Source organism: Azospirillum agricola, from assembly GCF_020005195.1.
Classification (GTDB): Bacteria; Pseudomonadota; Alphaproteobacteria; order Azospirillales; family Azospirillaceae; genus Azospirillum; species Azospirillum agricola.
In genome coordinates this window covers 242,548-256,189 of the sequence record NZ_JAIFZR010000002.1, presented here as the reverse complement: position 1 = coordinate 256,189, position 13,642 = coordinate 242,548, and the positions used below count along the sequence as shown (strand labels likewise).

Here is a 13,642-nt window from a genome sequence, read left to right as displayed (position 1 = left end):
GTCCTCGAAGATGGGCGAGAGGGCGGGCAGGCGCGGGGAGGCGCACCGGCGGGATCAAGGCGGGGTGAAGCGGCGTGTCGGTGGCCGCTTCTCAGCGGCCCCGTCCAGCGGTCCCGTCAGCGGACGATGACGACGACCAGCCGCTTGGGTCCATGGACGCCGTAGGCCAGCGTCTGCTCGATGTCGGCCGTCTTGCTGGGGCCGGAGATCAGCAGGGCGTTGGTCGGCATGCCCTCGGCCCAGCGGTTGTCGCGCATCGCCTGCCAGAAGGTGTCGTAGAGCGCGTCGGCGCGCAGCAGCGCCACATGGATGTGCGGGACGAGGGAGAGCAGGCGCGGTTCCTCGGCGCTCGGCCACAGGATCAGGCTGCCGGTTTCGGCGATGGCGCCCAGCGTGGAGGTGAGGCCGGCGTCGATGCTCTCGAAAAGCCGTTCCTTGAAGGCCTCGACCGGACGGTCGTAGGGGATGAGCCGGAGTCCCTCTCCCGCCCCGGGAGAGGGAAGGGGCCCGCGAAGCGGGAAGGGTGAGGGGCTATCGGGCGTGGGGCCGGATCCATGTTCGGACAGCCCCTCACCCTCCCCACGGCTATCGCCGTGGGTCCCCTCCCTCTCCCGGGGCGGGAGAGGGCTGTAAGCCGCCAGCGTCTTTCCATCCGGCGTCGCCGGCGCGTAGAGCAGCGTCGTCGCGCCTTCGCGCACCAGGAACTCCCGCACCACCGCCGGCCAATCGGCCTCGGTCGCCTCCAGGAACTCGGTGTGCACCGCCTCCATCAGGCGGCGGATGCGGGGGAGCCGTTCCTCCGGCGCCCAGCGCTTCTCGGCCAGCACGGTGGTGTCGGACGGCGGCGGGGTCACCGGGTGGGCGTCGCGGTTGGTCCGCAGCTTGGCCAGGATGGCGGAACGGGCGTCAGACATCGGGAATCCCCTTCTCGCGGGCCAGATCATGGAGCGTGCGCGACGCGAAGCGCGGCTTGGCCCGCACGCTGGTCCATTCCTTGAGCAGCGGCAGCCCCGTGGGCGCCGCGTTGCCGAGCTTGCTCATCGCCATGGTCGCGATCTTGTAGGCGGTCGGCGAGGCGTTCATCGCCGCCCAGCCCTTCCACACCATCGCCTCGGCCTTGCTGGCCTGGGCGCCGGCATCCTTCACCGCGTCGCTCGGGCGCACGGCCTCGACGCGCAACCGGCCCATGATCTCGACGATGGGGATCTTGACCGGGCAGATCTCGACGCAGGCGTTGCACATGGTGCAGGCGTGGGGCATCTCGCCGCGCTTGGCCAAGCCCTCCATCTGCGGCACCAGGATCTTGCCGATCGGGCCGGGGTAGGGCGCCTCGTAGGCGTGGCCGCCGACCTTGGTGTAGACCGGACAGTGGTTCATGCAGGCGCCGCAGCGGATGCAGCGCAGCGTGTCGCGCAGCTCCGGGTCGGCGTAGACCGACGACCGCCCGTTGTCGAGGATCACCAGATGGATCTCGCGCGGGCCGTCCAGCTCGCCCTCCTTGCGGGGCGAGGTGATCATGTTGACGTAGGTGGTGATCGGCTGGCCGGTGGCGGAACGCGGCAGCAGGCTGATGACCGGCGGCACGTCCTCCAGATGCTCGACCACCTTCTCCAGCCCCATGAAGGCGATGTGGACCGGCGGCACCGTGGTGCACATGCGGCCGTTGCCCTCGTTCTCGATCAGGCAGAGCGTGCCGGTCTCGGCCACCGCCGCGTTGACGCCGGACATGCCGACGTCGGCGGTCATGAACTTCCTGCGCAGGATGCGCCGCGCCAGATCGGTCAGGTAGGCGGCGTCCTCGATGCTCTCCGCCTCCTTGATCTTGCGCTTGAACAGATGGGCGATCTGCTTGGTGTTCAGGTGGATCGCCGGCATGATGATGTGCGACGGCATGGTGCCGTCGAGCTGGACGATGTACTCGCCGAGATCGGCCTCCAGCGCCTCGATGCCGTGCTGCTCCAGGAAGGCGTTGAGGTGCATCTCCTCGGTCACCATCGACTTGCCCTTGACGGCGAGCTTGGCGTCGACGCGCTTCATGATGCCCAGCACGATGGCGTTGGCCTCGTCGGTGGTCGAGGCCCAATGCACCTGGATGCCGTTGCGGGTGCAGTTGGCCTCCAGCTTCTCCAGCAGCTCCGGCAGCTTGGCGAGCGTGCGCAGGCGAACGCTGGCCGCCAGCGCCCGCATGTCGTGCCACTCCTTGGCGTCGGCGAACTGGACGGCGCGCTTGCTCATCAGGCCGTCCATGGCCCGGCGGAAGTTGCCGCGAAGCTGCGGGTCGAGCAGCGCCGCCTTCGACGCGGCGGCGAAGTTCACGGCCTGGGGGGTATGCTCAGCCATGGAGGCGCTCCTTCAGGAACTGGGCGATGTGCTGGCCCTGCACCGGCTTGCGCCCGCCCTCCAACGCGCCGTTGATGTTCAGCAGGCAGCCGCAGTCGCCCGACACCACCCGCTTGGCGCCGGTCTGCTCGATGTCCGCCACCTTGTCGCCGACCATCGCGGCCGAGATCTCCGGGTGGCGGACGGCGAAGGTGCCGCCGAAGCCGCAGCATTCCTTCTCCCGCTTCAACTCGACCAGTTCGACGTTGGCGAGCTGGCGCAGCAGCGCCTTGGGTTCCTCGACCACGCCCATCTCGCGCTGGGCGTGGCAGGAGGCGTGCCAGGTGACGCGCATCGGCTCGCCCTTGTCCTCCAGCCTGACGTCGAGGAGCTGGACGAGGAACTGCGTCAGCTCCCAGACGCGGGACGAGACGTTCACCGCCTTCGCCTCGTCCGGCTCGCCGTGGAACAGGTGGGGCCAGTGCTTCTTCATCATGCCGGCGCAGGAGCCCGAGGGCACCACGATGGGCAGATCCTCGGGGAACAGGTCGAGCTGGGCGCGGGCGACCTTGAGGGCGTCGGCGCGGTAGCCGGAGTTGTAGGCCGGCTGGCCGCAGCAGCTCTGCCCCTGCGGGAAGACCACGGTCAGTCCCTGGGCCTTCAGCAGCTCCATGCCGGCCATGCCGGCCTCGGGGTAGAACAGATCGACCAGACAGGTTCCGAAGAAATAGACCTTGCTCGGCCGGGGCGGGGTCGGCTGGGGCGCGGTGGCGGTGGTCATTGCACGGTGTCCTGTCAGAAGGCGGGTTCGGGCGCGCGGGCGGCCGGGGCCGTGGCGGCCTTGGGGCGCGAACAGGCGTCCACGAGGTAGACGATCGAGCGGTAGGGCAGGCCGGCATGGTCCGACAGACCGATCTCGCAGGTGCGGCTGGTCGAGTAGCCGGAGCTGGCGCCCGCCGGCACGTCCTTCTTCAGGTGGCGCAGCGCATGGGCGTTGAGTTCCGGCGTCGAGAAGCCCTTGTCGCCGGCGAAGCCGCAGCAGCCGACATCCTCGGGCACCACGACCTTGGACGAGCAGGCCTTGGCGATGGCGGTCAGCGTCGCATCCAGCCCCATGCGGCGCGTGCTGCAGGTCAGGTGCAGGACGACCGGCTCCTCGCTCCTGACGATGTCGAGGCGGGGCAGGGCGTGGAGGTGCAGGAACTCGGCGATGTCGAGGATCCTGAGGCCGCCGTCGGTCGCCCGTTTCTTCAAACGGAAGGCGCAGGGGCTGGTGTCCATGACGATGGGCAGCGCGCCGTTGTTGCTCGCCTTGGCCAGCGCCGCCAGCATCGCGTCGGCCTTGGCGTCGGCCTGGTCGGCGAGGCCCTTGCTCTCCAGCGACATGCCGCAGCATTGCGAGGACAGCTCCTCCGGATAGATCACCCGGAAGCCGGCCTTGCGCATCAGCCCCTCGACCTTCTCGGGCAGCGGGACCTGCTCCGGATCCCCGGCCGACGGGCCCATGGTGCGGCTGACGCAGCTCGGGATGTAGACCACCGCCGGCTGGGCCGCGAGCTGGCTCTCGGGCGCCTTCTCCGCCAGGGGCGTGAAGCGGACCGGGGTCGGCATGTTGCGCGGCAGGCCGGGCAGATGGCCGGCGGTCAGCGCGCGGGCGGCGGTGCTGACCGCCTCCGGTCCGGCGACCCGGCGGGCGAGGTCGGCCAGCCGCAGGCCGGTGCGCGCCACGCCCAGCACGCCCCCCATGTGGTCGGCGACGAAATCGCCGACCTTCCGGGCGACGGCGCCGCGATTCTGGCCGCGCAGCGCCTTGATCAGCAGCCCCGTCTCGATGCCGACCGGGCAGGCGGTGGAGCACAGGCCGCAGGCCGCGCAGGTGTCGATGCCCTGGTAGTCGTAGGCGTCGCTCAGCGCCGCCAGCCGGGCCGGGTCGGCGCCGTCGCGGGTCAGGCGCGAGATCTCGCGCCAGCCGACGATGCGCTGGCGCGGCGACAGCGTCATCTTGTGCGACGGGCAGGTCGGCTCGCAGAAGCCGCACTCGATGCAGGTGTCGACCAGCGGATGGGCCGGCGGCATCGGCTTGAGGTTCTTGAGATGCGCCTCGGGGTCGCCGTTCAGGATCACGCCGGGGTTCAGCAGCCCCTCCGGATCGAACAGCGCCTTGATCTCCTTCATCAGGCCGTAGGCCTGCGGCCCCCACTCCATCTCGACGAAGGGGGCCATGTTGCGGCCGGTGCCGTGCTCGGCCTTCAGCGAGCCGTCATAGCCCTGCACCACCATGGCGCAGACGTCGTCCATGAACTGGCGGTAGCGGTCGATTTCGGTGTCGGTGTCGAAGGCCTGGGTGAAGACGAAGTGCAGGTTCCCTTCCAGCGCGTGGCCGAAGATGATGGCCTCGTGGTAGCCGTGCTTGAGGAACAGGGCCTGGAGTTCGACCGTCGCCTCGGCCAGCCGTTCCAGCGGGAAGGCGACGTCCTCGATGATGACGGTGGTGCCCAGCTCGCGGATGGCGCCGACCGCCGGGAACAGGCCCTTGCGGATCTTCCAGAAACCCTCGCAGGCCTTGGCGTCGGTGGTGAAGGCGCCGTCGCCGATGGTGACGGTCGTCGCCAGCACGGCGGCGATCTCGGCGAGCTGGGAGTCCAGCGCGGCCGGGCTCTCGGCGCGGGTCTCGACCAGCAGGCAGGCCACGTCCGGACCGAAGCCCTTGATCTGCGGCGGCATGCCCGGCTTGTCCTCGATGGAGCGCAGCGAGGCGCGGTCCATCAACTCCACCGCCGAGACCGGAGTCGCCTTCAGCAGGGCGACGGCGCGGCAGGCCTCGGCGATGTCGGGGAAGAACAGCAGGGCGCTCGCCTTGTCGGCGTGCTCCGGCACCGTGTGCAGGGTGATGGCGGAGATGAAGCCCAGCGTCCCTTCCGAGCCGATCAGCAGATGCTGGAGGATGTCGATGGGGTCCTCGTAATCGACCAGCGCGTTCAGGCTGTAGCCGGTGGTGTTCTTGATGCGGAACTTGTTGCGGATGCGCTCGGCCAGGGGCCCGTCGGCGCGGGTCCGCGCGCCGAGCTCCGTCAGGCTGTCGAGCAGGGGCCTGTGGCTGCGCCAGAAGGCGCTTCGGCTGCTGGCGTCGCCGGTGTCGAGCACGGTGCCGTCGGCCAGCGCCAGCCGCATCGAGGCCAGCGTCCGGTAGCTGTTCTGCGCGGTGCCGCAGCACATGCCGCTGGCGTTGTTGGCGGCGATGCCACCGATCTTGGCGGTGGCGATGGAGGCCGGGTCGGGGCCGATCTTGCGGCCCAGCGGCGCCAGCTTGCGGTTGGCCTCGGCGCCGATGACGCCGGGCTGGAGAGTGACCGTCGCGGCGTCGGGTGCGATCGCGCAGCCGCGCCAGCCGTCGCCCAGCAGGACGAGCACGCTGTCGCTGACCGCCTGCCCCGACAGGCTGGTGCCGCCGGCGCGGAAGGTGACGGGCGCCTTGTGCCCGCGCGTCACGCGCAGCAGGCGGACGACCTCCTCCTCGGTCTCGACGATGGCGACGATCTTGGGAATGAGACGGTAGAAGCTGCCGTCGGTGCCGTAGGCCAGCGTCCGCAGCGGATCGGTGATCAGGCGGGCTTCGGGCATGAACTCCCGCAGCTCGGTCAGCACGCGCTCGTAGGGGACGGGCAGCATCGGTCCGGTTCCTTCGGCTGGAATGAGATGGCTTCAAGGAAAAGGCCGGTCGGACGGGCGACCCCGTCCGACCGCAGTCAGGAGACTCTAAGGGCGGAGGATCAGGGGATCATCCACTGGAAGTAGTAGGCCTGGAGCACCGTGATCACGCCGATGATGGTGACGAAGAACAGGCTGTGCTTCAGGGTGAAGCGGAACAGGTCCGCCTCGCGCCCGACCAGGCCCACGGCGGCGCAGGCCACCGCGATGGACTGCGGCGAGATCATCTTGCCGGTGACGCCGCCGGTGGTGTTGGCGGTGACCATCAGGATGTCCGACAGGCCGAGCTGCTGCGCGGTGGTCGCCTGGAGGGCGCAGAACAGCGCGTTCGACGAGGTGTCCGACCCGGTCAGGAACACGCCGAGCCAGCCGAGCACCGGCGAGAAGAACGGGAAGGCGTTGCCCGTGCCGGCCAGCAGCAGCGCCAGCGTCGAGGACAGGCCCGAGTAGTTGGCGATGAAGGCGAAGGCCAGCACCATGCCGATCGAGTAGATCGGGCGGCGCAGCTCCGACAGCGTCTCGCCGAAGGTCGAGACGGCGGTCGAGGGCTTCATGCGCAGGAAGAAGACGGTGACGATGGCGGTCAGCAGGATCGCCGTGCCGGTGGCGGCCAGCAGGTCCAGCTTGTAGACCGCGTCGTAGGGCTTGGGCGAGGCGACGATCGGGGCGACGCGCATCACCAGCTGGTGCAGGCCCTCGATCGGGAAGTACATCACCGTCGAGGCGAGCGCGCCGGTCTTGGCGAACAGCGCCTTGAAGGGCGCGAGGCTCCACACGGTGACGATGGCGGTCAGGACCAGGAAGGGCGACCACGCCTTGATCACCTGACCCGACGTGTAGGCCGGGGCGTTGCCGGCCAGCGCGGAGGCCGGGGTGGCCATGGCGCCGACCGAGGCCGCCGCCGGGCCGCCAACAGGGGCGCCCATGGTGCCGGCGTTCTCGAAGCGGAAGATGCGCTTGGGCTTCCACACCTTCAGGAACAGCGTCAGGCAGACCAGGCTGAACAGGGCCGACGTGATGTCCGGCAGCTCGGGGCCGATGAAGTTCGAGGTGAAGAACACGCCGACGGCGAAGGACACGCCCGCCACCAGCACGGCCGGCCACGTCTCGCGCACGCCGCGGAAGCCGTCCATGATGAAGACGATCCAGAAGGGCACGAACACGGCGAGCAGCGGCAGCTGGCGGCCGGCCATCTGGCCGATCTTGAAGGCGTCCAGACCCGTCACCTGGCCGGCGACGATCATCGGGATGCCCATGGCGCCGAAGGCCACCGGGGCGGTGTTGGCGATCAGGCAGAGGCCGGCGGCGTAGAGCGGGTTGAAGCCGAGGCCGACCAGCAGCGCCGCCGTGATGGCGACCGGCGCGCCGAAGCCCGCCGCGCCTTCCAGGAAGGCGCCGAAGGAGAAGCCGACCAGCAGCATCTGGAGACGCTGGTCCTCGGTGATCGACAGAATCGACGAGCGGATGATGTCGAACTGCCCGGTCTTGACCGTGATCTTGTAGAGGAACACGGCGCCGACGATGATCCAGGCGATCGGCCACAGACCATAGAGGAAGCCGTAGACGGCCGAGGCGAAGCCCATGCCGAGCGGCATCTTGTAGAAGAAGATGGCGACGAGCAGCGCGATGGCGACCGTGATGGTGGCCGCGACATGCCCCTTCATCCGCAGGAAGGCCAGGGCGACGAAGAAGAAGATGATCGGCAGCGCGGCGACCAGCGCCGAAACCCACAGGTTCCCCGCCGGATCATAGACTTGCATCCAAGGTTGCATTTTATCTTCCATTCAAAGTTTGACCGCGCCGTCCCTCGTCAAAGGCCGGCGGCGGCGCGATCAGAACCCGAAGGCGACCATCGGCGCCGTGGTTGGCCCCCACATCGACGCGAACGGCGCCGGCGGGGCCGTGCCGTTCATCGGGGCGTGGGTGCGGGACCGGATCATCCGAGGGCTTCCTCCGCGAGGGGCGTGGGTTCCAGACCTAGAAAAGTCGGGGAGGAGGCCGGTCGTCGGTCGGCCAGCCATGCGGCAAGCCAACAGCGTTCGCCGCCGCCGGACCGGCGGCGACGCGGAACGCCTTCTCGGCGGGTCCGTCCTATCCCCAGAACAGATGGACACCCTTGACCAGGAACCGGATCGGGACAGAATCCTTCGCCGGCGGCCTCAGTCTGGACGTCTCTTATCCATATGACGTTTGCTGGATAAAAGATTTGACCATACCGTGCAACGGTAAAATCATTGGGTGGTCGATGCACTTTCGTAGGGGGGTGGGGCCACCGGGGTGCGGCGGCAGTGGACGCTGTTGGAATCCATAGGGTATTGAAGACACCGAGACGCGCAGAAGGACCGCCTACCCAATGCAGGGGACGATCAAACCCGCCAAGCTGGCCGACGCCATTGCCGAGCATCTGGAAAAGCTGATCCTGGAGGGCGCTTTGCGTCCGGGCGAGAAGCTGCTGGCCGAACGCGAGCTGGCGGCCAAGCTCGACGTGTCCCGCCCGTCGCTGCGCGACGCCATCGCCAAGCTGGAGGAGCGCGGGCTGCTGGTGACCGGGCGCAACGGCACCCACATCGCGCAGTTCCTCTCGCACATCGGCGACCCGCTGGTGGCGCTGCTCCAGAACAACCCGAAGACGACCTTCGACTATCTGGAGTTCCGCGGCTCGATCGAGGCGCAGGCGGCGATGCTGGCGGCCCAGCGCGCCACCGACCTCGACCGCGCCGGCATCAGCGCCATCGTCGCCCGCATGAAGGCCGCCCACGGCAAGGACGACAGCTCGGAGGAGGCGGACTCCGACGCCGACCTGCATCTGGCGATCTACGAGGCGGCCCACAACATCGTCATGCTGCACATCATGCGGACCCTGTCCAACATGCTGCGCAACGACGTGTTCTACAACCGCGCCGACCTCTACTCGCGCCAGGGCGTGCGCGACCTGCTGCTGGCCCAGCATCTGGACATCGCCGACGCGGTGCTGACCGGCGACCCGGCCCGCGCCCACGCGGCGGCGACCGCGCATGTCGAGTACACGCTGAAGACCCTGCGCGAGATCCGCGAGAACGACGCCCGGCTGGAGGTTTCGCTGCGCCGTGTCGGCCGCACCGACCTGATCGATACGTCCGCTTAACCAACGGATGGTAAAAAGGCCGTCTGGCTGCAACCGGCCGCGTGCGCTACACTTCGTCACCGAAACGGGACCGACCGACGCCATGCCCGCATCGCCGCGAGTACACCCCAAGCGCAAAATCCTGCTGATCGAGGACACGCTTCCGCTCGCGACGCTGTATGTCGAGTACCTGCGCGCCGAACCGCTCGCCGTCACCCACGTCACGACCGGGCGCGAGGCGCTGGCGGCCGCGGCGGCCAACCCGCCCGACGCGGTGGTTCTCGACCTCAAGCTCCCCGACATGGAGGGGCTGGAGGTGCTGAAGGCGCTCCAGGCGCGCGACCCCGGCGTGTCGGTGGTGATCGTCACCGCCCACGGCTCGATCGACATCGCGGTGGAGGCGATGCGGCTGGGCGCCTTTGACTTCATCGTCAAGCCCTTCAACGCCGACCGGCTGAAGCTGACCCTGCGCAACGCGCTGGAGCGGCGGGCGCTGGCCAGCATCGTCGCCGGCTACCGCAAGGATCTCGACCGCGGCCGCTTCCACGGCTTCATCGGCGGCTCGCCGGAGATGCAGGCGGTCTACCGCACCATCGAGAGCGTCGCCGCCAGCCGCGCCAACGTCTTCATCACCGGCGAGAGCGGCACCGGCAAGGAGGTGGCGGCCCAGGCCATCCACCGCGCCAGCCCGCGCCGCGACCGCGCCTTCGTCGCGCTGAACTGCGCCGCCATTCCCAAGGATCTGCTGGAAAGCGAGATCTTCGGCCATGTGAAGGGGGCCTTCACCGGCGCCACCGGCGACCGGCCGGGCGCGGCCCTGCTGGCCGACGGCGGCACGCTGTTCCTCGACGAGATCTGCGAGATGCCGATCGACCTGCAAAGCAAGCTGCTGCGCTTCGTGCAGACCGGCACCGTCGCCCCGGTCGGCAGCGGGCGGGAGCAGCGGGTCGACGTCCGCTTCGTCGCCGCCACCAACCGCGACCCGCTGGGCGAGGTTCAGTGCGGGCGGTTCCGCGAGGATCTCTATTACCGCCTGCACGTCATCCCGCTGGCCCTGCCGCCGCTGCGCGAGCGCGGCGAGGACGTGGTGGAGATCGCCCGCGCCCTGCTGACCGACTACGCCCGCGAGGAGGGCAAGGCGCTCGCCGGCTTCGCGCCGGAGGTCGAGGCGCGGCTGCGCGCCCACGACTGGCCGGGCAACGTGCGCCAGTTGCAGAACGTCCTGCGCAACGTGGCGGTGCTGCACGACGGTCCGCTGGTGACGCCCGACATGCTGCCGCCGCTGATGATGCCGCAGGGGGCCGCCGCGTCGGCGCGGGCGGCGAACGGCAGCCAGCCGGACGGCGGCGGCCCGGCCGACGGCGACGCGGTGCTGCCGCTGTGGCGGGTCGAGAAGGAGATGATCCAGCGGGCGCTGCGCCTGACCGGCGACGACGTGCCGCGCGCCGCCCTGCTGCTGGAGATCAGCCCCTCGACCATCTACCGCAAGCTCCAGCAATGGCGCCTGTCCGATGAGCGGGCGGCGTGAACGTGGCGGCCGGCCCGATCCTGCCCCCCGTCCTGCCTCCGACCCTGCCCGACGAGGCGGAGCGCCAGAGCATGCTGGACGCCTGCTGCATCCTCGACACGCCGCCGGAACCCGGCTTCGACGGCGTCACCCGGCTCGCCGCCCATGTCTTCCGCACGCCCATGGCGCTGATTTCGCTGATCGACCGCGACCGCCAATGGTTCAAGAGCCGTGTCGGCCTCGACGCTACGGAAACCCCGCGCAACCTCGCCTTCTGCGCCCACGCCATCGCCGGCCACGACGTGATGGTGGTTCCCGACGCCACGCGGGATCCGCGCTTCGCCGCCCACCCGGCGGTGACCGGCGAGCCGGGCGTGCGCTTCTACGCCGGGGCGCCGCTGGTGGTCGCGGGCCGCCGGCTCGGCACCCTGTGCGTCGTCGACACCGTTCCCCGTTCGGATTTCACCACCCGCGACGCCGAGACGCTGGAGCAGCTCGCCCGGCTGGTGGTGGAGCTGCTGGACCAGCGCCGGATCCGCCAGACGCTCGCCGACGCCATCGACGCCATCCCCGACGGGCTGGTGCTGTACGATTCCGACGACCGGCTGATCCTGTGCAACCGCCGCTACCGCACCGCGCATCCGAGGACCGCCCCCGCGATCGTCCCCGGCGCGCCGTTCGAGACCATCCTGCGCGCCGGCATCGCCAACGGGGAGTTCGGCCGCGCCCCCGACGGCCGCGCCGATTCCGAGAGCTGGATCCAGGCCGAACTCGCCCGGCACCGCGCCCCCGACCAGCCCTTCGAGCGGCAGCTGGCCGACGGGCGCTGGATCCGGGTGGCGGAGAAGCGGACGGCCGGCGGCGCCCTGGTCGGCACACGGACCGACATCACCGAGCACAAGCGCGCCGAGGCCGAGTTGCAGCGCCAGGCCGCCGACATGTGCGCGCTGGCCGAGGGGCTGGACGCCGCCCGCGAGGACGCCGACCGGCAGCGCTCCGCCGCCGAGGCGGCGACCCGCGCCAAGTCGGATTTCCTCGCCACCATGAGCCACGAGATCCGCACGCCGATGAACGGCATCATGGGGATGAGCGAGCTTCTGTTCGACACCCCGCTGACGCCGGAGCAGCGCCAGTTCGCCCAGGCGGTGCGCAGCTCCGCCAACGCGCTGCTGACCATCGTCAACGACATCCTCGACTTCTCCAAGCTGGAGGCCGGCAAGGTCTCCATCGAGTCGCTGCCTTTCGACCCCGCCGATCTGGTCGAGGGGGTGGTCGAGCTGCTGGCCCCCCGCGCGCGCGAGAAGGACATCGAGATCGGTTTCTTCATCGACCCGCGGCTCCACCGCGCTTTGGTCGGCGATCCGACGCGAATCCGCCAGATCCTGGTCAATCTGGTCGGCAACGCCGTCAAGTTCACCGACCGCGGCAGCGTGACGGTGGAGCTGGAGGCGCTGGAAAGCGGCGGCGACCGTCTGACGATGCGGGCCACGGTGAGCGACAGCGGCATCGGCATCCCGGCCGACGCGCTGCCCACCCTGTTCGGCAAGTTCCAGCAGGTCGACGGCTCGATCACCCGCCGGTATGGCGGCACCGGCCTGGGGCTGGCGATCTGCCGGCAATTGGCGGAGCTGATGGGCGGCGGCATCGCGGTGGAGAGCACCCCCGGCGTCGGCAGCCGATTCCAGGTCGATCTCCCGCTCGGCGTCGGCGCGGAGGAGGGGCCCGCCGCGCAATCGCTGGCCGGACGCCGTGTCCTGGTGGTGGACGATCTGGCGATCAACCGCCGCGTCCTTTCCTCCATGCTGGAGGGGCAGGGGGCCGAGACCGTGGCGGTGGACAGCGCGCTCGACGCGCTCGACGCGCTGGAGCGCGCCGCCGCCGCCGGGCGCTCCTTCGACGTCGCGCTGATCGACCAGATCATGCCGGTGATGGGCGGCGACGCGCTGCTGGCGGCGATGGCCGAACGGCCTCAACTGGGCCGGGTCAAGCGGGTTCTGGTCACCTCGCTTGGACCGGGGGCCGGGAGCGGCGAGGGCAGGCTCGCCGACGCGACCCTGACCAAGCCGCTGCGGCAGGCCGCGCTGGTGTCCTGCCTCGCCGCGCTGTTCGGCGAGGGGATACGCCCGTCCCCAGCCGCGCCGCCCGCCGCGCGGGCGGACGGCGTGGCGCGGCGCGGCCGCATCCTGCTGGCCGAGGACAACCGGACCAACCAGCTCTTCGCCACCACCCTGCTGCAACGGCTGGGCTACGACGTGGAGGTGGCGGAGGACGGCCGGCAGGCGCTTGTCCTCGCCATGGCCGGCGGCGTCGACCTGATCCTGATGGACGTGCAGATGCCCGTCATGGACGGGTTGGACGCGGCGCGGGCGATCCGTGCCCTGGGCGGGCCGTGCGCCACGATCCCGATCGTCGCCCTGACCGCCGACGCCATGCCGGGCACGCGCGAGGAGTGCCTCGCCGCCGGGATGGACGACTACATCACCAAGCCGATCGGCCGGCCGACGCTGGTGGCGGCGCTCGACCGTTGGCTGTCGCCGGCGGCGGAAGCGCCGGTCGAGGCGGAGCCGTCGGCGGACGTTCGGGAGGCAGGCTCCGAGCCGGATGGCGACGTGATCGACGAGGCAATCCTGAATGAACTGGCGGACAGCGTCGGACCGGAGAGCCTGGGCCGGATCATCGACAGCTTCCTGGGCGACATCGCCAGACGGGTCGGCCGGCTGACGGTGATGGGCGAGGCGATGGCTTCCGGCGACCTCGACCTGCGGGCGCTCGCCAGCGAGGCCCATGATTTGTCCAGCACGGCGGGCAGTTTCGGCGGAACGCGGGTCATGCATCTGGCGTGGCGGCTGGAGGTGTTCTGCCGCCAGAACGAGCGCGCCCAGGCCGAGGCCCTGCTGCCGGAGTTGCTGCGCGAGGCCGGGCGGCTCGAACGCACCCTGCGCCGCCGGATCGCCGCCGCGCGCTGAAGGCGCGCGTCAGGGACCGGCGGCGGGCGTGATCAACGT

General features: G+C 70.2%; 8 protein-coding genes. 3 read left to right on the top strand and 5 right to left on the bottom strand.

Features of this window, described 5'->3' with window-relative positions; translation table 11 throughout:
• Positions 1 to 116: 116 nt before the first annotated feature.
• The 5 genes from JN22_RS04015 to lldP all read right to left on the bottom strand — a co-directional run bounded on the left by JN22_RS04015 (position 117) and on the right by lldP (position 7,799).
• Positions 117 to 914 (bottom strand): LutC/YkgG family protein, encoded by a 798-nt coding sequence (locus JN22_RS04015; protein ID WP_223677561.1) that lies wholly within the window; start codon positions 912 to 914, stop codon positions 117 to 119.
• Entirely contained in the window at positions 907 to 2,340 is a 1,434-nt protein-coding gene (locus JN22_RS04010) for a LutB/LldF family L-lactate oxidation iron-sulfur protein (RefSeq protein ID WP_085552690.1), read from the bottom strand. Before JN22_RS04010 ends, JN22_RS04015 begins: the two co-directional genes overlap by 8 nt.
• Complete coding sequence (locus JN22_RS04005) at positions 2,333 to 3,100, bottom strand: (Fe-S)-binding protein (RefSeq protein ID WP_085552689.1); 768 nt, start codon at positions 3,098 to 3,100, stop codon at positions 2,333 to 2,335. The genes JN22_RS04010 and JN22_RS04005 overlap by 8 nt, the downstream gene beginning before the upstream one ends.
• A 14-nt stretch (positions 3,101 to 3,114) precedes the next feature.
• Entirely contained in the window at positions 3,115 to 5,988 is a 2,874-nt protein-coding gene (locus JN22_RS04000; protein WP_085552688.1) for an FAD-binding and (Fe-S)-binding domain-containing protein, read from the bottom strand.
• 101 nt (positions 5,989 to 6,089) lie between these two features.
• Positions 6,090 to 7,799 carry an L-lactate permease gene (gene lldP, locus JN22_RS03995; RefSeq protein WP_085552687.1) on the bottom strand — a complete coding sequence of 570 codons (1,710 nt, stop codon included), beginning with the start codon at positions 7,797 to 7,799 and terminating at the stop codon, positions 6,090 to 6,092.
• Positions 7,800 to 8,380: 581 nt separating this feature from the next.
• Here lldP and JN22_RS03990 point away from each other — a divergent pair.
• The 3 genes from JN22_RS03990 to JN22_RS03980 all read left to right on the top strand — a co-directional run bounded on the left by JN22_RS03990 (position 8,381) and on the right by JN22_RS03980 (position 13,603).
• On the top strand, positions 8,381 to 9,151 hold the full coding sequence (locus JN22_RS03990) for an FCD domain-containing protein (RefSeq protein ID WP_085552686.1): 771 nt from the start codon (positions 8,381 to 8,383) through the stop codon (positions 9,149 to 9,151).
• An 82-nt stretch (positions 9,152 to 9,233) separates the two neighbouring features.
• Positions 9,234 to 10,658 carry a sigma-54-dependent transcriptional regulator gene (locus JN22_RS03985; RefSeq protein ID WP_085552685.1) on the top strand — a complete coding sequence of 475 codons (1,425 nt, stop codon included), beginning with the start codon at positions 9,234 to 9,236 and terminating at the stop codon, positions 10,656 to 10,658.
• The gene (locus JN22_RS03980) at positions 10,655 to 13,603 is read left to right on the top strand and encodes a hybrid sensor histidine kinase/response regulator (protein ID WP_223677560.1); all 2,949 of its coding nucleotides are present in this window, start codon (positions 10,655 to 10,657) and stop codon (positions 13,601 to 13,603) included. Before JN22_RS03985 ends, JN22_RS03980 begins: the two co-directional genes overlap by 4 nt.
• The last annotated feature ends 39 nt before the right edge of the window (positions 13,604 to 13,642 follow it).